Genomic DNA, 23,555 nt, shown 5'->3' on the forward strand with positions numbered 1-23,555 from the left:
TGATATTTAGACAACTACTACGTATTCACGGGTTCTTACATCTTCCAATAGCATATCCTTCAAGCGCTGTTTGCCACGGTGCAGGCGGGATTTAACCGTTCCGATCGATACTTTCATCGCTTCGGCAATTTCGACGAGCGAATATTGATGGACATAGAAATAGACGATGGTGGTGCGGTAAATCGTGTCCAGTTCGGAAATCTTATGACGAATCATCACCGAGACGTCTTGTTTTTCTAGAAGCTCGGCTGTCCCTGCATCGTCGGTCGGGATCAAGTCCAGCAGTGAAATATCCAGCCCTTCCGGCTGATTTGCGATATGTTTACTGCGGCGTACATTTTTACGATAGCGGTCACGGAAAGTGTTCATGCAGATGGTTGTCAGCCAAGCTTTCGCATGATCGACCTCAGCGATCGATGATTCGTAGCGCACCACTTTCAGCCATACTTCCTGCATTAAATCTTCTGCTTCCGCTTTATTGCGGGTCAATTTCAAACATAAATGATAGATATATCGATTGTATTCGGCATACAGCTCTTCCATCGGTGTTCCTCCGTCCGGTGATCTTATGCCCTTATTGTGCCTGAGATTTAACTTACGCTCTATCGTTCCCGCTTTCACCGTCCTTACAATGTTGTAAGAAACGAAAAAACCGGCTCCTTGTTGCTGAGCCGGTTTTCATTATCGTCATGTTACTTTATTGGATTGCTTGTTGTTCTTCCGCTTCGGCGATTTTTGTGATGGTCAGGCGTTCGATCCGATTTCTGTCCATTTCATTGACAGCAACATGCAAGCCCTCATATGTGAATTCTTCGCCGACCTCAGGCACATGCCCGAGCTGCTGCATGACAAATCCTGCAATTGTATCATGGTCTTCAGGCACTTCAACTTGGAACATTTGGTTGACATCTTCGATTTCGAGGCGACCGTGGCAAGATAGTGTCGTGTCGGTCATTTCAAAGACGAGTTCATCGTCTTCGACATCCGTTTCGTCTTCGATGTCCTGGCCAATCATTTCCTCGATGATGTCTTCGTGCGTGACGATGCCAAGTGTGCCACCGTATTCATCCAAAATGACGGCCATATGCTTTTTCTTCGCCATCATTAATTTGAATACCTTTTCGACACTGACCGACTGGACCACAAACAATGGATTGTCATCCATCAGTTCAGCTAGTGTTAAATTCGGGTTCATCGACCATTCGATCAATTTCTTGGAATAAAACAAACCGACAACATTGTCCATGCTTTCCTCATACACCGGATAACGCGTATAAGAAGAATCAAGAATCAAGTCGCGGACTTCCTCATAGGTCCAATCGATGGAAATGCCGACCGTATCCGTACGGTGCGTCGACATGACGTCCGAAACGTCCTTATGCGGGAAGTCGAGCACGCCTTTGATGCGCTCCGATTCATCCGCTGCGAAAGTCCCTTCAGTAGAAGCGATGTCGACCATTGTCCGAAGCTCTTCTTTGGTCATCGTCGCTTCTTTGACGCTGCCTTTTGAAATGATGCGGATAAAGATATTCGTGAACTGCGCAAGCAGCCATGTCAGCGGCTTGAACAAAACTACCAAGACACCGATGATCGGTGCGACGATATAAGCGATTTTATCAGCGAAGGTCGCAGCGATGGTCTTCGGTAGTACCTCACCGAAGATAATGAGGATAATGGTCAAAATGGCGGTCGCCAGTCCGACTTCCCATCCTCTTGTGATGGCGATCGTCGTCACAAGCGTCGGCAGCATGATATTGGAAATATTATTACCGATCAAGATAGTCGTAATCATCCGGTCCGGCTTCGCGATTAACTTTTCGAGCTTTTGGGCTTTAACATCCCCCTGCTCCGCGCGAAGATGGACCTTCATCCTATTAACTGCCGTTAGAGCCGTTTCGCTTCCCGACAGGAAAAACGACATGACCAGAAATAATGCCAATGCGATAAACAAATTTGTTTCCTCCAGTGAACTACACATAAAATTTTTCGAACTGTTTCCGTACCATACATAATACCATAGCATTTTTCCTCTTGTCGAAAACGACAACTTACGTATGCTATAATTTCCACATACTAAAAATTCTGGAAAGTAGGGATTTCATGAACTCTTCTCAAATCGATAAATACTTCAAAGATCATCGCCAAGCTCATCTCGAAGAACTGAAAGGCTTTTTGCGCATTCCTTCTGTCAGCTCGCTTTCAGAACACAAAGCCGATATGCAAAAAGGGGCGGAGTGGCTTGTGAAGTCTTTGACCAAAGCTGGCCTTGAGAATGTGCGTATCGATGAAACCGATGGCCATCCGCTCGTTTACGCTGACTGGCTCCACGCTGAAGGTAAACCGACAATCCTCGTCTACGGACATTACGATGTCCAGCCAGTCGACCCGCTCCATTTATGGGAGACTTCGCCGTTCGATCCGCATGTCCGCGACAATAAATTATACGCGCGCGGCGCTAGCGACGATAAAGGCCAAGTATTCATGCACATTAAAGCGGTCGAAGCTTTGCTTAAAATGGACGGCGAATTGCCGGTCAACATGAAGTTCATTTTAGAAGGCGAAGAGGAAATCGGCAGCCCAAGCTTGCCGAAATACGTCGAAGACAATAAAGATAAGCTTGCTGCTGACATCATCGTCATTTCCGACACCGGCATGCAAGGGCCAGGGCGTCCGGCTGTCTGTTACGGATTGCGCGGCCTGGCCGGCATCCAAATTGACGTCAAAGGGCCAAAAGGCGATTTGCACTCGGGCCTTTACGGCGGCGCAGTCCAAAATCCGCTACACGCCATTGTGGAAATCTTAGAGTCGTTCCGCGACAAAGAAGGCGTCATTCAAGTCGAAGGTTTTTACGACGATGTACGTCCTGTCTCAGACGCAGAACGCGCTGAATTCGCCGCACTCGAATTTGATCTCGAGCAAGAAAAAGCGGACCTTGGCATCATAGAAGATTTCGGCGAGTCCGGCTATTCATTTGTCGAACGCACATGGATCCGCCCGACGCTCGAAATCAACGGCATTACCGGCGGCTTTTCCGGTGAAGGCATCAAAACGGTGTTGCCCGCTGAAGCCAGCTCTAAAATCACGTGTCGCCTTGTGCCGGATCAGGACCCGGATGACATCATTGCCAAACTAAAAGCCCACGTCGAAGCGCATAAACCTGCAGGCGTGACGGTCGACATCACTGAATTCGATAAAGGCAAACCGTTTTTGACTCCTTTCGAACATCCGGCCATCCAAGCAGCCGGCCGCTCGTATGAAAAAGTGTACCAAGTACCAACCGCGTTCACGCGTATGGGCGGATCGATCCCTATCGTTGCCGCATTTGATGAAATCCTTGGCTTGCCGGTCGTTTTGATGGGCTTCGGGCTTGCCTCTGAAAACTTCCATGCGCCAAACGAGCATTTCCACTTGGAGAACTTCGATAAAGGGCTCCGCGTCATCAGCGATTACCTATTTGAAGCATCAACGCTCGCCTAAAATGGACAATGGCCTTCCCATCTCGGGAAGGCCATTGATTTTCCAGTAACGGCAATTGATTTGTTGGAGGGATAAGATGGTAGTTTTATATTGGATTTGTTGTTATTTGGCCGGCACCCTTTTGACAGCTCTTTGGGTGGGCAAATGGACAGGCGTTGATCTGGCTTCTTCCGGCAGCGGTAATTTAGGTGCACGGAACGCTTTTTCGGTTATTGGAAAGCGCGCTTTTTTGCTGGTTTTTCTGGGTGACTTCCTGAAAGGCTCGCTCGTCGTTTGGCTTGGGCTGTGGTTTGACTTCGCCTTGCTTTCAATTGCCATTGCAGGTCTTCTCGTTGTACTCGGACATATGTTCCCGGTCTGGCGAAAAGGACGCGGCGGAAAAGGCATCTCAACATTTGCCGGCGTGGCTTTTTGGCTGACACCGGATTTGTTCTTGGCCATGCTCGTCTTATCTTTGGCTTTTTATCCTTGGCTGAAAAGCGCAACGCTGTCGATGTTGGCTGGATTCAGTGCCTTTTTTGCTGTGGCGTTTGCATTACAGGTACAATCGGTGGTCTGGCCTTTATTTATTGCTATTTTTATTATTGTGTTTCGGCATAAAAAAGACATCCGAATATCTTTTGAAAGCCGCTTCCCTTCAAAAAAGCCTTGATTAGGCTCTTTATTCTCTATCAGCATTGGATAAGGCTATGACACGAATATTATCCGTGTTATAGTTTTATTATTCAAAATACTTATTAGATAGGAGTTTTTATATGAAAAAGCCAATAGCTTGGATTATGGATACGACCGGTTTTGTTACCGACGAATTCAAAGCACACCCCGATGTTTATATCGTCCCCTTGAATATCCATTTCGGATCGGAAGAATTTATTGATGATGGCGTTGACCTTACCAATGATGAACTGTATGCACGCATGAAAAGTTCAAAAGACTTCCCAAAAACGTCGCAACCTTCTGCCGGGAAATTTGCGGAGCTTTACGAAAAGCTGAAAGAAGAATATGAATGCGCGATTGCTGTCCATGCTTCCGCGAAACTGAGCGGAACGATCGCTTCATCAATGACTGGGGCTGAGATGACGGATTTCAAAGTGTACACGGTAGATTCCTTAGCACTCTCATACGGCCTTTCGGGACTGGTTGAACGCGGCCTCGCTTTGCAAGAGCAAGGACTGGCAGCTGAAGAAATCGCGCAGCTCCTCGAGAAGGAAACAGCCGATTTCCGTAATTACATCCTAATTGGAAATTTAAGCCAATTGTATAAAGGCGGCCGCATGAGCGGGGCACAATATTATATCGGCAGCGTCTTGAAGATCAAGCCGATCGTCCAACTTTCAGCCAAAGGCGAACTTGAGCCGATCGACAAAGTGCGTTCCCATAAGAAAGCGATTTCATATTTGCTTGAGCACGCCAAAGCAGATCACGAAAAATATGGCATCAAACATTTCCAGCTCATGCATGGCCACATCCCTGAACAGGCAGAAGAATTAAAAGCGGAGATTTTGAAATTCGCTCCTGAAGCTGAGGTGCTGATCGGTAACCTTAGTTCGTCTTTAGCTGTCCATGCGGGTGAAGGCACATTGGCGTTCATGTGGAGAAAACCGCCTGCACACGTATAACAGTTAACAAGTCTTTAGTCCTTTCTTATGGCATATCTCCGGAAAAAAAAGGGGATTTCTGATACAATAAGGGCATATAAAGACAATGAGGTGGATTCGATGCAACATGTTGAACGGGAACTTACAGAACATGTTAAATTATGCGACGCCAAAGGCCAGTTGAATCCGAATGCCATCGGTTATGCTAAAAAGCCACTGATCGAAAGTAATTTAAAGGGCAATTTCATGCGTAAGAAAAAGTGGAATTATTGGTGCATCTTCGGAGATGAAATCGTGTTTTCTGCTACTATCTGTCATTTGGATTATGCCGCTGTCTGTTTTGTCTATTTTCTCAACTATGAAACGCAGCGCTTTTTCGAAAAAACGATTATGGTGCCTTATTCCCGCTATTTGCGCTTATCCGAAAGCGTATTGGATACGTCATTGTTCCGCAGTGAGTCATTGACGGTCCATTCGGTATACGAAGAAGGCACAACACGGCTGACGGTCGAGGTGCCGGAGTTCGATGGCGAAAGCTTGAAAGCCTCTATCGTCATCAGCCACCCGTATAATATGGACTCCTTGAACGTCGTAGTCCCCTGGAACCGCCAGACTTTCCAGTTTACGTCGAAACATCATACACTCCCGACGGCCGGCTTTGTTCAAATCGGTTCTAAACGCTATGAGTTGGATGAATCGGACAGCTTTACGGTTCTCGATTACGGCAGAGGCGTTTGGCCGCGCGAAGCTGCGTGGAATTGGGCGATGGCCTCTCAACGCTCTCTTGGGAAAGTAATCGGTTTGAATTTAGGCGGCCAGTGGACTGACGGCACCGGCATGACAGAGAATGCCTTTTTCGTCAACGGGCGCATGACCAAAATCAGTGAAGATGTCCTGTTTCACTACGATTCGAACGATTTCAAAAAGCCATGGTTGATTCACACCAAATTTACTGATGATGTCAAACTGACATTTTCGCCTTTTTATGAGCGTGTCTCCGTCTCGGATGCACGGCTCGTAAAATCCGAAGTCCATCAGCTGTTCGGCTATTACAATGGATATGTCCGATACAATGATGGCAAAAAATTAAAGATCCATCAATTGCTCGGTTCTGTTGAAGAGCATATCGCCAAATGGTAAAGCAACCGAGTCACTCGAGAAAGCCTCCGTTATGTCGTTTTGACATAACGGAGGCTTTTCTATTTTCTGCCTTGCTTTATTTTAATTGCTCCCACATGTTTTCGGGGAAATCAGTGAAAATCCCATGGACACCAATCGCTTGCAATTGTTTGGCATAATCCAGGCTGTTGACCGTATAGACGTATACTTTACAGCCCTTTTCAACCAACTGCGCTCCGTGACGAAGCGCATATGGCAGCGATAAGTGAAGGCGATTGGTTCCGATTGATTTTGCGTAATCTGTGATGTCCACCAGAATATTGGAAGCTAAAAGTGCCGCTCTTGCATGATGCACTTGAAGCGCTTGCTGGACATCGAGATGATTGAACGAAGAAATGACGATCCGGCCACTGAAATGCTTGTCGGCTGCAAGCTCGATTACTTTCCCGACAGCTCCCTCATACGGGAAAATATCCGTCTTCAGCTCTACATTAATGATATGGCTCGTCTCTGCAAATACATCCAAAACTTCTGCGAGCGTCGGAATTTTTTCACCCACCCACTCTTCGCCTTTCCAGTTGCCTGCATCCAAATTTTTCAGCTCAGCGAGCGTCAAATCTTTCACATATCCTTTACCGTTCGTAGTGCGGTTTACTTTTTCATCATGGATGACGATAAGTTCTCCGTCTTTCGATAAATGAACATCTAGCTCCACGCCTGCAACAGGCAGTTCAGCTGCTTTTTGAAAAGCAGCTAAAGTATTTTCCGGATGCGTGCCGGAACTTCCGCGGTGCGCAAAAATCTTCATGAGACCCCCCCTTTTTTAAACGTCTGTGCGGATCTGCCAAAGTTCCGGGAAGAAATATTGATCCAGCACTTTTTTCAAATAATTGACTCCGGAAGATCCGCCCGTACCTTGCTTAAATCCAATGATGCGTTCAACGGTTTTCATGTGGCGGAAACGCCATTGTTGAAGCGAGTCTTCAATATCGACCAGTTTCTCTGCCAATTGGTACAGCTCCCAATGCTCATCAACATTGCGGTAAATGACCTTCCACGCTTCACGCACACTGTCATTCGGTTCATAGACCGTACTGACGTCGCGTGAAAGCACCGATGCATCGATATCAAAGCCGCTGCGCGCCAACTTCTGGATCGCTGCATCGTATAAACCAGGCGCATGAAAAGCCTTGGCCAACTGCTCATGCAAGACTTCATCTTTTTCGTAAATACTCAACACATGCTTTGTTTTATACCCGAGCGCGAATTCGATCATGCGGTATTGATAAGATTGAAAACCGCTCGCATTGCCAAGGTCATCACGGAATTCTAAATATTCAGCTGGTGTCAAGGTCGACAACACATCCCAGCCTTGGATGATTTGCGTTTGAATGCGCGACACGCGGGCCAATTGCTTGAAAGCTGGCTGCAAATCATCAGCATCGATATTTTGGATCGCTGCCGATAGTTCATGCAAAATCAATTTCATCCATAGCTCGGATACTTGATGGATGATGATGAACAGAGATTCATCATGATGTCCGCTAACACCTTCTTGAGCAGACAATAATTGATCCAGATGCAAATACTCCCCATAGGTCATACTTTCACGAAAATCTGTCCGGATATGCTGTTCTCCTGCAGCTGCGATGTTTTGGCCATTTTGGTATTTATCCATTTTAATTGCTCCATTCAGCTCTGCTTGTGCTCGACTCTGCTGTTAATTGCTATAGTGCCATAGGGGTTTTACGTGGTAAAAGGCTTATTTTTTCTAAATTGGGGAATAGGGAGAATACAAAACATTTGCGAAAGGAAGTTTTCACCTATGATCAGAAATAAAAAAATGATAGTTACTGCACTCCTAATGTCTTCTACCCTCGCACTTGCCGCATGCGGCAGCGACGATGAAGTAACACAGCCGGTTACCGACGACGCACCGACTGAAACCGAAGCGCCAGAAGAAGAATCGACTGAAGATGCTTCACCGAGCGGCGGCGTCAGCAATGATGATGATGTCGGCGGTGAGACATTCGGCTTTACGGAATTATCCGTAGATGTCGATATGCCGGATGAAGACGATGCCATCGACATCAGCTACGAAGAAGACCGCGATAGCGTCGAGGCCGAGTATGAGAATAAAATTGATGGCGTCGACCTTTCTGGAGACGATGCCATGAACGAAATCCAAGATGCCCTTAGTCAATTGGATATAACAGCCGACACTCCGGATGATGAAGTCATCAGCCAAGTCGTTGAAGCGTTCGGCATTGATGCCGGGTACAAAAAAATCGAAGTCGAAGTGACTTATCCGGACGGTACTGACAAAGATTACGAACACACGAACGAATAATAGAGCACGCTCCGCTGCCCATTCAACTGGGCAGCTTTTTTATTGTTCTTGCGGCTGCCAATATGAAATCGTTGCCTGGTTTTTAAATCCGGCTTTTTCGTACACAGGCCACGCTTCGTTCGCCGTTTCCACTTCGACCATTACACGTTCCAAGTTTTTTTCATGTGCAAGATGCCGCGCCCATAGTAAAAATGCTTTGCCATAACCGGATCGGCGAGCTTGTCGTTCGACCGCCAGCGCCGTCAGCCACAGCTCTTGGTCTTCTGTGCTTAAAGTTGCCGCAGCCACCAGTTTTCCTTCGGCGTGCATCAAATGAACATGCCGTTCGGGATCTGCTAAATTATGCTCGAGCACCGGCAGCACCGATTCATCAAACGCTTGCTCCATCAGCTGCGACAACTCTTCCGCATACTCCTCTGCAAATGGCATGACCACGATCGAACCATCAAGTTCGTAAGATGCCAGCGGCTCCGCCTCGAATTGCCGCTCCTGAAATGCACAGCCATAGCCGAGGCTAGCGAGCCACGCATCCGCTTCATCATTTTCTGTAAATGCCGCCAGCTCGCTCTCTGCTCCCCGTTGTGATAGTGAATGTTGGACTCCATCGGCAAGAGCCGTCGCGAGCCCGAGACGCCTGTATTCAGGCGCAACAAATGCCGACCATTCGTAATGATGCAAGCCGACCAAATCAGCTGCAGCTGCATACGCCACAAGATCCCCGGTTTCCGTATAAGCGAGCACCGCAAAACCATTCGCATACGCTTTTCGCCAAAGCTCATGATGCAAAAGACCGTGGCATTGCGCAGACTCTCCATTAATTAATTGTTCCATTTCCCCCGCAGTTTCCGCATCCAGCGGAAACGATGCAATCGACAGGGATAACTCCATGTCCATCCCGCCTTCCTTTTTATTCTTATCATAACCGTCCGAAGCAAGGGCCGCCACCTGAATCCTGAAATTTAAGCAAGGGCTTTCAAAATCCATAAAAAAGAAGACGAGGATTCCCTCGCCTTGTGCTTTAAAGTTTGGCATCTGCCAGCATATTCGCATACAATCCACCATTGCGGAGCAGTTGTTCCTGACTACCGGATTCGACCAGCTTGCCGTGTTCCATCACGTACACCGAATCCGCCTTGCGTACGGTATTCAAGCGGTGGGCAATAACAAAGCTCGTCCGTCCTTCCATAAGGCGCTCGAGCGCTTCCTGGATTTTCAATTCCGTCACGGTATCGATCGAACTCGTCGCTTCGTCGAGCAACAGAATAACCGGATCGGCGATCAACGCGCGGGCTATCGATAGCAATTGCTTTTGCCCCTGGCTGATCATCGCGCCGTCACCGGACAGAACAGTATCATAACCTTCCGGCAGCTTGGCAATAAAGTCATGCGCATTCGCTTTTTTCGCCGCTTCCACCACTTCCGCGTCTGTCGCATCGAGTTTACCGTAGCGGATATTGTCACTGACTGATGCCTCGAACAGGAACGGATCCTGCAAGACGAACGCGATTTGTTTGCGCAAAGTTTCGCGTGGCATGTCCCCGATCGGCGTACCGTCGATGCGGATCTGGCCTTCATTGACATCGTAGAAGCGCGCTAAAAGCTGCATGACCGTCGTTTTGCCGGCACCGGTCGCACCGACGAATGCTGCGGTCTCGCCCGTCTTGACGGTGAAGCTCAAATCACGGATCGTCCATTCTTCCTCAGCACCTTCGTATTTGAAGGAAACTTGGTCGAACTCCACTTTGCCGTCGAGCCTCTTGTCGGCATTCTTCTTCGTATCGTCCGCTTCCTCGGCCTCATCTATGATGGCGAAGACACGTTCAGCCCCTGCAATAGCGGATAACACCGTATTGAATTGGTTTGCAAGGTCGTTAAGGGGACGTGTGAACTGTCGGGAATACTCGGTAAAGATGACGATGACACCGATCGTCACTGAGCCGTTCAAAGCGAGCAATCCACCGACGCCCGCAACGAGCGCGAAACTGCCGTTGTTTAGGAAGTTCATCAATTTCGGGATGAATCCGGCGTAGGTCCAAGCCCAAAAACCAGTCCGGCGCAGGCGTTCGCTTTTCACGAGAAATTCATCCATGACACGCTCTTCCTGGGAAAAAGCTTTGACGATTTTTTGGCCGGAAATGGTTTCTTCGATCATGCCATTCAGTTCACCGACCGCTTTTTGCTGTTCTTTATAAAGGCGTCCGGTGCGCTTGGTGATCCAACGAACCGACCAATACATGAGCGGAATGATGATAAATGTCAGCAAGGTCAGGATTGGGCTTAGCATCAGCATGACCACTGCCGTTCCTACTAGCGTCAAGATACTGGAAAACACTTGAATAAATGAAGTGTTTAATGTGGAAGAAACATTTTCGATATCATTGGTCACACGGCTCATCAATTCCCCGTGTTGGCGCTTATCGAAAAACGATACCGGCAAGCGCTGAAGGTGGCCGAACAATCCGGTGCGCATTTGATAAATGACTTGCTGGGCAATGCCGACCATCCAATAGTTCTGCAAATACAAGGAGACCGAATGAAGCACATAGACCATGATCAGCCAACCGATGATGAGCCCCATACCGTTGAATGATTGGGGAACGATATACGTATCGATGATATAACCGATCAGAAACGGGCCAAGTAGCGCCATCGCTGAACTGACGAAGACGAGCGCCAGCACGATGATGAGCAAAGTGCGCTGTTCGTCGACCAGTTTCCAGATGCGCAGCAAGGTAGATTTCCAGTTTTTGGCGCGCTCATTTTTCTTATCCGGTTTTTTCTTCAAATCCTCTTTCGTCAATACCGGCTCATAGCCGAATGGGCGGCGAATCGAATCAAACATATTCATCCACCTCCTCTTCCTGCTGGGACAGCGCGATTTCGCGGTATAACGAAGATTTCTCGAGCAACTGTTCATGAGTGCCATAAGCCGAAATCATTCCGTGTTCCAATAACAAAATACGGTCCGCGCGCATCGCTGTCCGGACTTTTTGTGTCACGAGAAGCGTCGTCGCACGCTCTTTCTCTAGCTCTTCCCACAATGCCCCTTCTGTTTTCACATCCAGTGCACTGGTGCTGTCATCGAGAATTAAAATTGACGGCTTGCGCACCAACGCACGGGCAATCGACAAACGCTGCTTCTGGCCGCCTGATAAATTGACTCCTTTTTGGCCGACGCGCGTGTCATAGCCTTTCGGAAAGCGTTGAACCGTCTCGTCGATTTGGGCTTTTTCGGCCGCTCCCTGCAGTTCAGGAAGTTCTGCCTGTTCTTTGCCCCATGACAGATTATCGGAAATGCTTCCGGTAAAGAGCATCGATTGTTGCGGCACAAGGCCGATTGTTTTGCGCAGCTCCTGCAGATCCCAATCGCGCACATCGCGGCCATGGACCGAGATGTTGCCGCTTGATGCTTCATAAAAACGCGGAATTAGCTGCAGCAATGATGTTTTGCCGGAGCCCGTTGCCCCCATAATGGCCAGTTTTTCGCGTGGCGCCAAGCTGAAGCTGATGTGGCCCAGCACTTGCTGTGAAGTTTCTGGGTATGTGAACGAAACATCATCAAACCTTACAGCTCCTTCTTCGACTGGCACAGTTTCCCCATGAAGCGCTTCTGCATTGCCGTCATCGGCGAGCAATACTTCTTCGATCCGTTCGGACGATGCTTTGGCTCGCGCAAACGCCATGATAATGAAGGAAAACATGGAGAATGCTCCGGTCATGCGCATCGCGTAGTTAACGATAGCGACCAATTCACCGATCTGCGCATCGCCGCTTTGAATCTCGAACGCGCCGAACCATAGCACAGCAAGCAGTGATACGTTCATACCGAACAACAAGATCGGCAAAATGATCTCCATGATGCGGAAAGCTTTGACTGTATCGGTCTTGAGAGCTCCCGCGACTTCTGAAAAGCGATTCGCTTCGTATTTGCCGCGCAAATACGCTTTAATCAACCGCACGGCCTGCAGGTTTTCCTGGACCATGCGATTAACGCGGTCCAGCCGTTGCTGGACAAAACTAAAATAAACCACGCCTTTTCGTACCATGAAATACAAAAACGCCAATAAAACCGGAAACACAATGATCAAATACAGTGCGAGTTGCGCGTTGACGACAAACGCCATGATCATGCTTCCGATGACGAGCAGCGGCGCACGCAGCATAATGCGCAAACCCATATACAGCACTTGTTGAATAAGCTGGATATCACTCGTCAGCCGTGTGATGAGACCCGACGCCGGAAATTTATTGAACATCGACAGAGAAAACGACTGGACGCGCCCATACACTTCGCGGCGGACATCAAACGAAAAGCTATGCGAAATATGCGAAGCGAAATAGGAGTTCGCCACGCCGGACAGAAAGGCGATGAATGATAAGCCCATCAAGATAATGCCCAAACGAATAATGGTATCTTGGTCGCCCGCGATGATGCCGTCATCAATGATGCTGGCGATCACAAGCGGCTGCAATAGCTCGACAACCAGTTCCACCAGCATTAAAAACAAGGCGATGACCATAAGGAAGGTATATGGTTTTGTATAGGAAAAGACTGTTTTCACGGGGATAGCCTCCTGAACATTTCGTTACTCGAATCTTTCGGTAAATCCAGTATGCCATAATTTTCAGATATCAGGTAGAATTTTCTCCTTTTTTTGTCAGCATCTAATCACCGATTTTTTGCTGCTTAAACGAAGAAAAGCATACGGTTTTACCGTATGCTTTTCTTCTATATATCCTTATGCTGAAGCTTGTTTTTCCGCTTTTTCGTTGCCGGCAAATGACAGCCATGTGACGAACACCAGCATTAAAAAGGCGCCTCCAAATTGCAATGGACTCAGAAAATGCCCGAACCAAAAGAGTGAGATTACCATTGCGGTCAACGGTTCCATCGCTGACAGAATGCTCGTTTCCACTGGTGAGATAAAACGCATGCTGCTCAAGAACAATACGAATGCCATCGTCCCGATAAGAATAATCGCAAGCATGAGTCCAATGACTGTCGGGTCTTTCAGGAGCCCCCATTCATCCGACAGAAAAATCGGATTGACCAGCCCCAAAAAGATCCCCCCAAACAGCATCGACCAGCCGACCACCAACAATACTCCCCATTCCTGCATCAACCGTGCCGGATACAATGTATAGAATGTAAATGCCAGCCCGACCAAAATTCCCCAGAACAAGGCTTGTCCGCTGATGACCAGCGAATCGAGCTGCCCGTTCGTCAGTAATAAAAACAGGCCGGCAAGCGTCCCGAGCATGCCGAAAACTTGATACGCCGGCGGCCATTTGCGCAGCCGCAGCGAAATGAAGACAATGACGTAAATCGGCGCCAAAAACTGCATCAACGTGGCGAATACCGCATTGCTCGCATCAATCGCCGCTACAAAACTGTATTGCACGCCGAGCATGCCGAGCACCGAGAAAATCAGCAAAGGCTTGGTCCATATTTTTTGGCGGAATATGCCCGTTACACGAACTCTTTTCATTTTTAAAAACATCAACAGCACAATGCCGGCAACGATGAGCCGAATGGTCAGCAAGAATGATACTGATATAGGGTAGACATCAAGCGTCCACTCCATGAGCGGACCCGTCGCTCCCCATAACATTGCCCCTACAAGAATCATGGAAATCCCCTTTAACCGTTCCATCCGTCCGCTCTCCTTTCCATATGAAAAACCAATCCATGACGAATTGGCCTGTTTCGGCTTTATTTATCGCCCAAGCTACACGAAATCGGGACATTTTGGACGATTCCCTCTATTTTCAATTGAATCATGCCTATTCTCTCATGAGTTACGAAAAAAGGACAGTGCTATTACTGTGATAAAATTCCTGTATTATATTTTTGTAAAGTGGTGACGAAAGACCTTTTGTTCTTTATAATAAGAGTATAAAACGGTTAAGGAGTGTCAGTTAATGAGTGAAAAGCAGGATTTTTTGGCACAAACCCTTGCCTACAACCATATTCCCTTCCCTATCATCATTTTTAATCAGGAAGGTCTCATCACTTGGTTCAATGGGCATGCAGAACGCATCTTTCAATTAAACACAGAAACCGATAAAGGCCAACTCTTTACATATATGAATCCTGAACAAGCCGCTTTGCATAAGCAGCCATGGGAGTCACTTCTGGAAAGCACTGATCCAATCCGGTTTGAAAACATGGAAATCGGCCTCGGCAGCGGCGGTCAAACTCATTCGACAATCGTCACGAAAGCGTTCACATCGCATAATGAACGCTTCCTAATGACTGTCTATGAAACAGACGACAGCGCAAACGCCGAATCGGCAACACGCGAATTAAACCATTTGCGCAGTGGACTCGACGACTCGTTCATGATGCTTTATTTCGACAAAGAGTTTCTCGTCACCTATGCAAATCCACATTTTCTGAAACTGAGTAAATGGACACCGAAACGCGTACTCGGCAAACCCGTCTGGCAGATGTTCCACGATGGGGAAGCCGATGTAGAATTCGTCGATTCGATTTTGGAAACTTTGAAAGAAGGACAAATCTGGAACGGCGAAGCCAAAAAGGCTACAAAAGACGGTGAAACCTATTGGGTGGACTTGACCGCGATTCCAATGCAATTGTCGGATGAAGATACTTATTATATCTTCCTCGAAAAAGACATCACCGATACTAAGCATGCCCAAAAGCATCTTGAAGAAATCGCATTTATCGATCCGATCACAGGACTTGAAAACCGGCATCGTCTCGAGCAAGCCGTTAATGAACATATTCGCGAAGGCCGTCATTTCTCATTCTTGTTCCTCGATATCGACCGTTTCTACACATTGCGCGATGTTTCAGATACCGATACCGAAAACGAGCTGCTCATCGAATTCACCAAGCGTTTGCGCATGTACTTCTCGGATTCGTTGATTACACGGGCAGGGCTTCATGAGTTCGCTCTTGTCACGCCGCTTCCGAACTGGTTTATCGAAGGCTTCCTGCCGTATTTGCAGCAGCACCCGATCTATATCGGCGGCACAGCAGTCCCGCTGACTGTCAGTGGTGCCATCACCAAGTATCCGGAAGACCAGCAAAGCTTTGTCCATTTGATTAAAGCATCTTATGCAACGATCAAGAAAGTAAAAGACCGCGGTGGCAGCGCCATTTCTACATTGACTGCTGACGATCACGAGCGGCTCAACCGGAAGGCACTTATTGAAAAGCGCCTCGTCCACGCTTTGGACCGGAAGAACCTTCAATTGCTTTACCAGCCGCAAATCAATTTGTCCAACGGCAATGTCGAAAGCGTCGAAGCACTCGTCCGCTGGAACGATGATGAAATCGGCGTCGTCACGCCTGATGAGCTCATTCCGATTGCAGAAGAAAACGGCATGATCCACGAAATCGGCAGCTTTGTGCTGGAAACAGCCTGCGAGCAGCTGAAAGACTGGAAAGCGAAAGGCATCAATTTGCGCATCAGCATCAACTCGTCGATCCGCGAGTTCCGCGATAAAGATATGGCGAGCACGTTGATCGAACAAATGAAAGCAAATAATTGCGATCCACGTTCATTGATGATTGAGATTACGGAGAAGTTTGCGCTTGAGGCGGAAGCCGAACGCCCGATCATGCAACAAATGAACCGCCTGCATCAGCAAGGTGTCCAGTTTGCGCTCGATGATTTCGGTACCGGTTATGCTTCATTCCGCTATATGTTGCTTTTGCCGATTTCTTCGTTGAAAATCGACCGGACGATTATCCAGTCGATCACCAAGCAGGAAAAAATGCAGAAAATGATCAAAGGGATGATCCAATTCGGCCAATCGCTCGATTTCCAAGTTACCGCAGAAGGCGTCGAAACGAAAGAGCAGCTTGAATTGCTACGAGCGATGGAGTGCAATAGCATTCAAGGCTATATCATCAGCCGCCCGATGAACGCACAAGAACTAGAGAAATGGCTAAAATAATAACCGAACCCCCAAACTGCGGAAGTTCCGCGGTTTGGGGGTTTCTTTTGCAGCTAATAGTTAGAATGCGCGTGCGGAAGTGTGACACTTTTTATTTTGGCATCGCTATTGGTGTCACTGCCCTGCTTTGGAATGGCCTCTTGCAGCAAGCAGATGTGGGAGCAAGGTGTTTCGTATGATGCTTGAATGCAAGCTTTCACTTACCGCATCGGCTCACCCGTTTGCGTTAGGCGGCTTGGAGATTTCATTGCGTTGAATGTGAGAAGTTTCTGTGTGCTTCTACAATTTTCATCCACTGTTTGGGGAATCCCTTCCCTGGAATTGGGTTTGATGTGCTGGAGTTTAAGTGTGGAATTTTCGATACACATTCTCTAAGTATCATATATGAAGTCGCCGCCTGGCTTTGGGTTGGCCTCCCGCAATGAGCCAAGAAAACCACTTGTCTCATTGCTTCGGCTCACCCGTGAGCGCTAGGCGGCTTTTCTTTTTCATTGACTATAGTTTGTTAAGGATGAGCTTTCTTTGGAGTTTTAGTCCGCTGTTTGGGGAATCGCTTCCTTAGTCGGGCATCCAGAAAAGTAAATGGGCATTGCTCAAAAGTTGATGTTAAAACATATTGCACCTCTCTAACCATCAGGAAAATCGTGCAGCACCACATATCACTACAGCGGGATATCCTTCTCTACACTAATTCGGCATAATAAAGAAACTTCCAACCACTCTAAATCGAGAGACGGAGCGAAAGGGGCCGACTCCGGGAGGAGCAGCGTAGCGACGAGACAATTGAGACCCTACAGGAGCGTAGCGACGAAGCGGCTCAATGCGAGCCCTCCGGAAAGCGTGCCCCTGCAGCGCAGTCTACTAGCGCTAGCTATTATAAGTCGAAAAGTCTAAGTCAGCTTTTTCGACTTACTGCTTGGCGAGAGGCAAGATACCCACCTAATTCGAAACACTTCATTTGGATCGCAATCTCAAATCCTTCGCCAGTTAAAAAAATCCGTAAAAAAGACCGCTCGCGAAACAAGCAGCCTGTGTTTTCATATTTTATTCCTGTGTCAAGCCCATTTTCTTCTGTGTACGCCTTGCTTGATACTTGAAATAAAATTGCATCAGCACTTCTGCGAATACCAGTCCCATTGCAATCGCGCCTGAAATCATCAGTGCTTGCGCCGCAAAATCGACCGCTTCCATATAATCATTTTCTACGATATTGCGCATCGCGTTATAGGCTCTGCTTCCGGGAACGAGCGGGATAATGCCCGCGACACTAAAGATGATCATCGGCATTTTAAAGATCTTCGCCAAGATATGCGCTACGATTGCGACGATAAATGCCCCGACAAAGGTCGCTTGGATTGGATCGTCGAACATCAAAAAATAACTCCGATAGACAAGCCAGCCGCTCATGCCGACAAGCCCGCAGCTGATGAGCGTTTTTTTCGGAATGTTGAAAATGATGCCGAATGCGCCGGCTGCCAAAAAACTAAGAAATGCCTCCAAAGGCCAGTTCATTCGATTCCCTCCTTAAAATGACAATACGATGGCAATGCCTGCTCCGATTGCAAAAGCCGTCAAGAATGCCTCGGCTCCCATCGATAGGCCCGAGACAAAATGGCCAGCCATTAAGTCACGCACCGCATTGGTGATGAGGAGCCCTGGTACAAGCGGCATGACCGAGCCGATGATGATTGTATTCGGATCGGTGCCGAACCCGCTATAGACGGCAAGCACCGCCAAAGTTCCGATGGCTACCGCCCCGACAAACTCCGCGAAAAATTTAACCCTCGTTTTAAGAAGCACCATTTCCACGATATAAAATCCTGTTCCGCCGATCAAGAAGGCGAAGGGGATATCCGCCCAACCGCCACCCAACAACAGCAAGAAACAAGCACTCGCGACTGACGCGGCAAGGACTTGCAGCCATAGCGGGAACAAGTAATGGTTTTTTTCGATTTCAGTCATTTCTTCGTATGCTTGCTGCAAAGTCAATTGGCCACCAACCAGCCGTCTGGAGACCGCATTGACGCGCGCTACACGTTCCAAGTCTGTGCGCCGTCCGTGAATACGCACAAAACGCGTCGGCAAATCATTGCTCGGGGAAAACATGATGCCCGCTGGAGTCACAAAGCAATGGGAATCCATCATATTTTGCGAAACCGCCATCCGGATCATCGTGTCTTCCACACGATATGTTTCTGCGCCGCTTTCCATCATGACTTTTCCCGCCAATAGAAAACAATCCAGTGCAAGCTCTCTTCTGACCTCCGATATTTCGGCCATCTGGTCTTCCCCCCTTTTTCTTCTGTTCCATCATACCGCAGGCTAGGCAAAATTAAAAACGCTCCGGTTACCGGAGCGTTTCATCAGCGCTTTTTACGGTTTCAGAATGACCTTCGTGCATTCATCCTCATGGTCATTGAAGATGCGGTATGCTTCACTCGCTTGCTCAAGCGGCACGATGTGGGATACGATTTCGCGCGGGTCGAATTCGCCTTTGGTGATTTTATCGAGAAGCATCGGCATCAAGTGAATGACCGGGGCTTGCCCCATCTTCATCGTGATATTACGTTCGAACAAATTGCCGAGCGGGAATTGATTATAGGTTAATCCGTATACGCCTGTCAATTGGATAGTGCCGAACTTGCTGACGGCATCTTTGGCAATGTCGATGGCGCTCAATGTTCCTCCTTGCAGCATGAGTTTTTGCTGCACTGCTTCTGCTGCGGATTTCTTGCCGTCCATCCCCACGCAATCTATGACGACACGTGCTCCGCCTTGTGTGATTTCGTGGATCAATGCACCCGTGTTGTCATGTTGACTAAAGTCGATGATCTCTACATTGTTCATCTTTTTCGCTTTTTCCATGCGGTATGGCAATTCGTCTACTGCGATGACCCGTGCCGCCCCTTTCATCCAGGCGAACTTTTGAGTCATGAGGCCGATTGGGCCGCAGCCGAGAACAACGACTGTATCGCCTTCTTTGACACCTGCATTTTCGACGCTCCACCATGCGGTCGGCAATACATCAGACAAGAAAAGTACTTGCTCATCTTCGAGTTCGGAAGATTCCGGGATGACTAATGGCATAAAATTACCATACGGAACGCGCAAATATTCAGCCTGTCCACCCGAATAATCACCGTAGCGTTCCGTCAACCCAAAGTATGCGCCGGTATCAAAATGGGGATTACCATTGGAATTATCGCATTGGCTCTCCATTTCATGTGAACAATAAAAGCAATGTCCACAGCTAATATTGAATGGCAGTACGATGCGGTCGCCTTTTTTTACTTTTGTCACGTCGGGCCCAACCTCTTCGACGATTCCCATCGGTTCGTGCCCGATGACTGTATCCTTGGTAGTCGGCAATGCGCCTTGGTAGATATGCAAGTCTGTCCCGCAAATAGCGGTGGAAGTGATTTTTACGATAATATCATCACGCTTTTGGATTTCCGGGGCTTTGACTTCTTTTACTTGCATGTCTCTCGTGCCTTGAAATGTTACTGCCTTCATCTTTTTCCCTCCCGTTTAATGACAGAATATTCCCCTTATTCCCATCTTCTTGTAAGTGCAAACGTTCCAATGCCAATGTATAGGATTGAAAACACGAAAAAGCGTGCATCTGACGGGATGCACGCCTCTCATTATTTATTCAATGGCACACTATCAAGCGCTTCAAAATCACCCAGCCGGTAACTGGACACTTCGTTGTTCGCCACGGTAAACAGCGCATCTCCGGCATAAGCAAGGCGTTGGACTGAACTGTTCCAGTCCTCATATGGCTGTTCGGCAGGTTTTGTTAAATCTGCGACTCGTTCAATGCCATCAGGGGTTATCGAGTACAGCAGAGCGCCTTCTGATTCAAATTCGATGTAATTTGTGCCGTCTCCTTTGTAAATCGACACCGGAAAACCGAATAAACTTTGCTGATCGTAACTGAACAGGGCACGATGATCGTATTGCAACGCCGAATACGTGCCGGGACCGCCGATGATTTCCGTGTCGGCTTCTGTCGGATTAGCTAGATCTGTGACATCAAACAACGAAATCTTCATTCCGCCCGTGACGATACGCGGTTCACCGTCTTTGACGGGCTCCACTTTCGTTTCATAGCCGAATCCGATCAAATGGTGGTCTCCGAGTGGATGCAAATAATTGGAGAAGCCCGGAATCTTCAGTTCCCCAAGCACGCTTGGCGAAACAGGGTTCGAGACATCGATAACAAACAGCGGATCCGTTTCGCGGAAAGTCACCATATAGGCTGTGCTGCCGATAAAGCGGACGGAATAGATCCGTTCATCCGGCGCCAAATCTTCTACGGAGCCGACTTGGACGAGCTCTTCATCTAAAATATAGAGATGGTTTTTCGGCACGGAAGTCGGCGCCCACATGACCCCTTCTGTAGTCGCCAAACGGAAATGTCCCTCAAATTCATCCATGGAAAATTGATTCAGCAATGCGCCTGGGACACGGGCGGATGCCAAAAAGTTAACGGAAATGCCGCTCAAGTCAAACTTAAAAATCTCCGTATCGGCTTGCTGCGGAACCCACATCATTGTATTTTCAAAGCCGTTTTCCGCCGCTTGATAAGCAGAGGCGGTCAAATAGAGGTGTTCTTCATTCATATACATCCGCTCACTGCCGCCCAAAAAGCCTTTTGTCGAGATTCGGTTTGTTTGCGGCTCTTCCAAATCCATTGCGGTAATGATGCTATAGCTGCCTTCCATTGTTCCAGGCAAGATTGTTATATCTTCGTAAGGCATGGGAGCTAATTTGCTGTCCATCTGTGAGTCGAACAAACGCGGACGCAACTCCACTTCCGGCTCTTCTTCCAACACCCAGTAATCAGGAAATACATTGCTGACATAATACAAGGTCGATCCCGACAAGCGTGCACTATTGAATGAACCTTCATTTCCGAATTCGCGAATCAGTTCAGGTGAGCCCGGGGCCGTAATGTCGTATAACAGCACCACCGTCACGCCAAAGTACGGCATGAAGCTATCCATTTCCCCACCAACCTCTGTTTCCATTTGCGAGTAGCGGCTAGCAATGACGACAAGTGTTTCATCCGTTAAGAACAATTCGTTTGGATAGGTTTCACCCTCAAGCTCCACAATCGCCGCTACTTCCATATTTTCAGGATTGCGGATATCGGTGACGGCAACCTGTGATTCACTGATGGAATAGAGATACTCACCGTCCGTTTTCACGATGTCGCCTTCGTCGATTCCCGCAACTTGGCTGTTGGTCGTCGAGTGTTCGCCCCCGCCCATGCCACCGGCTTCTCCGGAAGCGCTATCTTCCGCTTCCTCTACCCCTTCTCCAAAACCGTGATAAAACGGATTGTCTTTTTGCAGCTGCAGCAATTGGGTAAAATATGCCCTTAGCTCTTCTTCACCTGCCAAGTTCTCTACTTCATCCTGTATGGAAAATGACAGTCGATCTGTCGGCAAAGTTTTCAGAAAGTAGTTTGCCAGTGCGGATTTCCGAAGATGAAGCGTATAATCACCGCTTTGGATATCAGGAATTTCCAGCGTTCTGCCCCCATTGGTCATCTGCATTGCCAGTTCTACTTTTTTGCCGTCCTGATCGGTAATATAGAGATCTCCCTTTTCGACAGCTTGCGGATCAAGTGGTGCTGAGAAATTGGCCCGCCAGCCGGATTCGGTAAGCGCTGTAGAAGCAGCACTGATCGACACTTTTTCCGTCAACAGGAAAAATGCCGCCCCTGAAACTGCCAATAAAATCGCCCCGATCCACCATGCTCTGCTCCATCCCACAAAGACCACGACCTTTCACTTGCCATTTCCTCATTAGACCTTTTGACGCACAGAAAAGTTACAGTCATTCTTCAATTTGCGGCATGAAGCTGCTGGAAAATTTCACGGAAGCGCTCAAACTCCACGTCGCTCTGGCCGCCTCCTTGTGCAAGGGCTGATGTTCCTCCTCCCTTGCCATCCGTCTCTTCTAGAAGGCGCTTTAATGTTTCGCGCATATCTGCAGTGGATTCTGTGCCCCGAGCACAGACTAAGCGTATGCGGCCATTTTGTTGCGCAGCAAATAGCATATGGGCGGACGGATGCTTTTCGGCCGCGAGCCGTGCGAGCTGCTGCAATTCTTTTACTGGGCGGTCGCCGAATTGCTGGATGATGAGGCCGCCTTCAGGTGACAAGCTCTTCGCTTCTGCCAGAATGAGCTGTTTCTTCAATTCGATAATTTCTTTGTCGGCTGCCAGTTTTTCAGCCAGCAAATAATCGACGGCTCGCGTGAGATCCGGAAGCGGTGACTGAAGTTTGGCAACCAACTTATCCGCCGTTTCATTCAAACTGGCGAAAAAGGCGAGTGCCCGCTCTCCGCAAAGGAAGTATAGCCGTGTGCCGCCTTTCGCTTTTTCCGTACCAACGATTTTCAGCAAGCCGATGCCAGCTGTGTTATCAGGATGCGTTCCGCCACATGCATTTAAATCGACGCCTTCAATCTCCACCAGCCGGATGTTCCCATTGACTGCCGGTGGTTTTCTGAGTTCCAATTTATCGAGTTCGCTTTCGTTCACCGTGCGAGTGCGCATCGGCAAGTGAGCGCTGATCAGGCGATTGGCTTCTAGTTCTACTTGCTGCAACGCATATGGATCGATCGCGGCCTGGTGAAGGTCGATCGACACCCGCTCCGCCCCAAGATGGAAGCTGGTCGTCTCGTAGCCGTGTCCATCTTCTAGTAATGCGCTGAGCAAATGCTGCCCGGCATGCTGCTGCATATGATCCCATCTGCGCTGCCAGTCGAGCGTCGCCAAAAAGTTTCCTGTCTCGAGCGGACGGTCTATGTAATGGCGGATGTCCCCTTCCACGCTTTGCACATCAATGACAGTACACTCCCCAATTGTGCCATAGTCCGCTGGCTGGCCTCCTCCCTCGGGATAAAAGCATGTTTGATCGAGCACGGCATATTGTCCTCGTGAATCTTTATCGAACGCAGTCACAGTGACTTGCGCTTGCTTTAAAAAAGGATCTTCGTAATACAATTTTCTCGTCATATGTACACTCCTTTTCAACTAAGTTGCTGTTCGCGTTTACTAGCTTCCT

General features: G+C 48.2%; 19 protein-coding genes. 6 read left to right on the plus strand and 13 right to left on the minus strand.

Features of this window, described 5'->3' with window-relative positions:
• Nucleotides 1-6: 6 nt before the first annotated feature.
• Both ACFO5U_RS09840 and ACFO5U_RS09845 read right to left on the minus strand, forming a co-directional pair.
• The gene (locus tag ACFO5U_RS09840) at nt 7-543 is read right to left on the minus strand and encodes an RNA polymerase sigma factor (protein WP_377278788.1); all 537 of its coding nucleotides are present in this window, start codon (nt 541-543) and stop codon (nt 7-9) included.
• Nucleotides 544-697: 154 nt separating this feature from the next.
• On the minus strand, nt 698-1,951 hold the full coding sequence (locus ACFO5U_RS09845) for a hemolysin family protein (protein WP_377278790.1): 1,254 nt from the start codon (nt 1,949-1,951) through the stop codon (nt 698-700).
• Nucleotides 1,952-2,100: 149 nt separating this feature from the next.
• On the opposite strand from ACFO5U_RS09845, the gene ACFO5U_RS09850 reads away from it, so the two are divergent.
• From ACFO5U_RS09850 to ACFO5U_RS09865, 4 genes are all read left to right on the plus strand, one after another.
• Nucleotides 2,101-3,477 (plus strand): dipeptidase, encoded by a 1,377-nt coding sequence (locus ACFO5U_RS09850; RefSeq protein ID WP_377278792.1) that lies wholly within the window; start codon nt 2,101-2,103, stop codon nt 3,475-3,477.
• A 76-nt stretch (nt 3,478-3,553) separates the two neighbouring features.
• Nucleotides 3,554-4,129 (plus strand): glycerol-3-phosphate acyltransferase, encoded by a 576-nt coding sequence (locus ACFO5U_RS09855; RefSeq protein WP_377278794.1) that lies wholly within the window; start codon nt 3,554-3,556, stop codon nt 4,127-4,129.
• A 103-nt stretch (nt 4,130-4,232) separates the two neighbouring features.
• Complete coding sequence (locus ACFO5U_RS09860; protein ID WP_377278796.1) at nt 4,233-5,096, plus strand: DegV family protein; 864 nt, start codon at nt 4,233-4,235, stop codon at nt 5,094-5,096.
• Between the two features lie 99 nt (nt 5,097-5,195).
• Nucleotides 5,196-6,215: a DUF2804 domain-containing protein gene (locus ACFO5U_RS09865; protein WP_377278798.1), complete on the plus strand. Its 1,020-nt coding sequence runs from the start codon at nt 5,196-5,198 to the stop codon at nt 6,213-6,215.
• 76 nt (nt 6,216-6,291) lie between these two features.
• On the opposite strand, the gene ACFO5U_RS09870 is transcribed toward ACFO5U_RS09865, so the two are convergent.
• Complete coding sequence (locus ACFO5U_RS09870; RefSeq protein ID WP_377278800.1) at nt 6,292-7,002, minus strand: glycerophosphodiester phosphodiesterase; 711 nt, start codon at nt 7,000-7,002, stop codon at nt 6,292-6,294.
• Between the two features lie 15 nt (nt 7,003-7,017).
• Nucleotides 7,018-7,872, minus strand: coding sequence for a tryptophan 2,3-dioxygenase (kynA, locus tag ACFO5U_RS09875; protein WP_377278802.1), 855 nt, complete (start codon nt 7,870-7,872; stop codon nt 7,018-7,020).
• A 147-nt stretch (nt 7,873-8,019) separates the two neighbouring features.
• Between kynA and ACFO5U_RS09880 the strand changes: the two genes are divergently transcribed.
• Nucleotides 8,020-8,544, plus strand: a complete 525-nt coding sequence (locus ACFO5U_RS09880) for a YusW family protein (protein WP_377278804.1) — start codon at nt 8,020-8,022, stop codon at nt 8,542-8,544.
• A gap of 39 nt (nt 8,545-8,583) precedes the next feature.
• Here the strand turns inward: ACFO5U_RS09880 and ACFO5U_RS09885 are convergent, their stop codons facing one another.
• The 4 genes from ACFO5U_RS09885 to ACFO5U_RS09900 all read right to left on the minus strand — a co-directional run bounded on the left by ACFO5U_RS09885 (nt 8,584) and on the right by ACFO5U_RS09900 (nt 14,198).
• Nucleotides 8,584-9,432: a GNAT family N-acetyltransferase gene (locus ACFO5U_RS09885; protein WP_377278806.1), complete on the minus strand. Its 849-nt coding sequence runs from the start codon at nt 9,430-9,432 to the stop codon at nt 8,584-8,586.
• A gap of 130 nt (nt 9,433-9,562) precedes the next feature.
• Nucleotides 9,563-11,386, minus strand: a complete 1,824-nt coding sequence (locus ACFO5U_RS09890) for an ABC transporter ATP-binding protein (RefSeq protein WP_377278808.1) — start codon at nt 11,384-11,386, stop codon at nt 9,563-9,565.
• Entirely contained in the window at nt 11,379-13,106 is a 1,728-nt protein-coding gene (locus ACFO5U_RS09895) for an ABC transporter ATP-binding protein (protein ID WP_377278810.1), read from the minus strand. Before ACFO5U_RS09895 ends, ACFO5U_RS09890 begins: the two co-directional genes overlap by 8 nt.
• A gap of 177 nt (nt 13,107-13,283) precedes the next feature.
• Nucleotides 13,284-14,198, minus strand: coding sequence for a DMT family transporter (locus tag ACFO5U_RS09900; RefSeq protein ID WP_377278812.1), 915 nt, complete (start codon nt 14,196-14,198; stop codon nt 13,284-13,286).
• A 268-nt stretch (nt 14,199-14,466) separates the two neighbouring features.
• Here ACFO5U_RS09900 and ACFO5U_RS09905 point away from each other — a divergent pair, with 268 nt between their 5' ends.
• A complete protein-coding gene (locus ACFO5U_RS09905) occupies nt 14,467-16,473 on the plus strand; it encodes a sensor domain-containing protein (RefSeq protein ID WP_377278814.1) in 2,007 nt (668 codons plus the stop codon).
• Nucleotides 16,474-17,517: 1,044 nt separating this feature from the next.
• Here ACFO5U_RS09905 and ACFO5U_RS09910 read toward each other — a convergent pair.
• From ACFO5U_RS09910 to ACFO5U_RS09930, 5 genes are all read right to left on the minus strand, one after another.
• Nucleotides 17,518-17,985: a threonine/serine exporter family protein gene (locus ACFO5U_RS09910; RefSeq protein WP_377278816.1), complete on the minus strand. Its 468-nt coding sequence runs from the start codon at nt 17,983-17,985 to the stop codon at nt 17,518-17,520.
• Between the two features lie 12 nt (nt 17,986-17,997).
• Entirely contained in the window at nt 17,998-18,753 is a 756-nt protein-coding gene (locus ACFO5U_RS09915; protein ID WP_377278817.1) for a threonine/serine exporter family protein, read from the minus strand.
• A gap of 93 nt (nt 18,754-18,846) precedes the next feature.
• Nucleotides 18,847-19,986, minus strand: a complete 1,140-nt coding sequence (locus tag ACFO5U_RS09920; protein ID WP_377278819.1) for a zinc-dependent alcohol dehydrogenase — start codon at nt 19,984-19,986, stop codon at nt 18,847-18,849.
• A 131-nt stretch (nt 19,987-20,117) separates the two neighbouring features.
• Nucleotides 20,118-22,256, minus strand: a complete 2,139-nt coding sequence (locus tag ACFO5U_RS09925) for a beta-propeller domain-containing protein (RefSeq protein WP_377278821.1) — start codon at nt 22,254-22,256, stop codon at nt 20,118-20,120.
• Nucleotides 22,257-22,327: 71 nt separating this feature from the next.
• Nucleotides 22,328-23,506 (minus strand): alanyl-tRNA editing protein, encoded by a 1,179-nt coding sequence (locus tag ACFO5U_RS09930; RefSeq protein ID WP_377278823.1) that lies wholly within the window; start codon nt 23,504-23,506, stop codon nt 22,328-22,330.
• Between the last annotated feature and the right edge of the window lie 49 nt (nt 23,507-23,555).

The organism is Planococcus dechangensis (assembly GCF_042654465.1).
Classification (GTDB): Bacteria; Bacillota; Bacilli; order Bacillales_A; family Planococcaceae; genus Planococcus; species Planococcus dechangensis.